The sequence below is a fragment of the Oleiphilus sp. HI0132 genome (genome assembly GCF_001635845.1).
In genome coordinates this window covers 1-1234 of record NZ_LWGJ01000512.1, presented here as the reverse complement: position 1 = coordinate 1234, position 1234 = coordinate 1, and the positions used below count along the sequence as shown (strand labels likewise).

Genomic DNA, 1234 nt, shown 5'->3' with positions numbered 1-1234 from the left:
AGCGGCTTTAGGGGCAGGGTCGCCTTGCTTCATTGTCCAGGCGCGAACTTCTTTTACACCTGCAGTGAAGTAGGTTTGTAGACCAAGTAGCTCGTAGCCAGCTCTAATGACACGATCAAGGCCTGGCTCTTCCATGCCAAGGTCTGCTAAAAATTCATCGCGTTCTTCGTCATCCAGCTCAGCAATTTCTGCTTCTAGCTTATTACAGATCACGACGACTACAGCGTTTTCTTCTGCTGCGATTTCACGAACTTTATCTAGGTGAGGGTTGTCTTCAAAACCGTCTTCATCAACGTTGGCAATATACATTGTAGGCTTGATTGTAAGCAGGCAAAGCTCTTTGATAATTGCTAGTTCATCATCATTCAAACCAAGGCCGCGAACCGCTTTTGCTTCGTTCAAGTGAGGGAGTAGTTTATCCTCAAGTAGGCTCAGAGCATTCTTCGCATCTTTATCACCGCTCTTGGCTGTTCTGGTGAAACGCTTGATAGCCTTTTCTACGGTATCAAGGTCAGATAAAGCAAGCTCGGTATTAATTACATCAACGTCGGCTTGAGGGTTCACCTTGGCAGAAACGTGAACAACGTTTTCATCTTCGAAGCAGCGTACAACGTGAGCGATAGCGTCTGTTTCTCTAATATTAGCCAGGAACTGGTGCATTAGAGCTCGATGGAGCATCTGCCTGTATTCAGGCAGGTACCACCACTGAATTGAACATGGCTGACTACTTCCGTGCAAATGGTATGAAGTACACAGCAGTTACATATGATACTTCAGATCAGACTCGTGCAGGCTTTGAAAGCGGCCGTTGTGACGTATTAACCTCTGATCAATCACAATTATATTCGATTCGTATCGGCCTAAAAGACCCTTCTTCAGCAATGGTTTTGCCTGAAGTTATTTCAAAAGAACCATTAGGCCCAGTGGTTAGACAGGGTGATGATGGTTGGTTCAATATCGTTAAGTGGACAATGAACGCCTTGATAGAAGCAGAATTCTTAGGTGTTAACAGTACAAATGTAGATCAGGCTAAAGCTGAAGGTAACCCGGCTCAAAAACGTTTGATGGGTTCTGAGGGTGATGCTGGTGAGAAGCTTGGTTTGGAAGCCGGTTGGGCCTATAACATCGTTAAGCAGGTAGGTAACTACGGCGAGTCGTTTGAGCGTAATGTTGGTATGGACTCACCTCTTAAAATTTCACGTGGTTTGAATGCCCAGTGGAACAAAGGTGGTAT

The 1234-nt window shown here is 45.3% G+C and carries 2 pseudogenes; one reads left to right on the top strand and one right to left on the bottom strand.

From position 1 onward, the window contains the following. A pseudogene (locus A3766_RS06150) lies at positions 1–663 on the bottom strand (DUF933 domain-containing protein); the annotation flags it as partial. Between A3766_RS06150 and A3766_RS06145 the strand changes: the two are divergent. Beyond that, positions 651–1234: pseudogene (locus A3766_RS06145) on the top strand (transporter substrate-binding domain-containing protein); the annotation flags it as partial. The pseudogenes A3766_RS06150 and A3766_RS06145 overlap by 13 nt on opposite strands.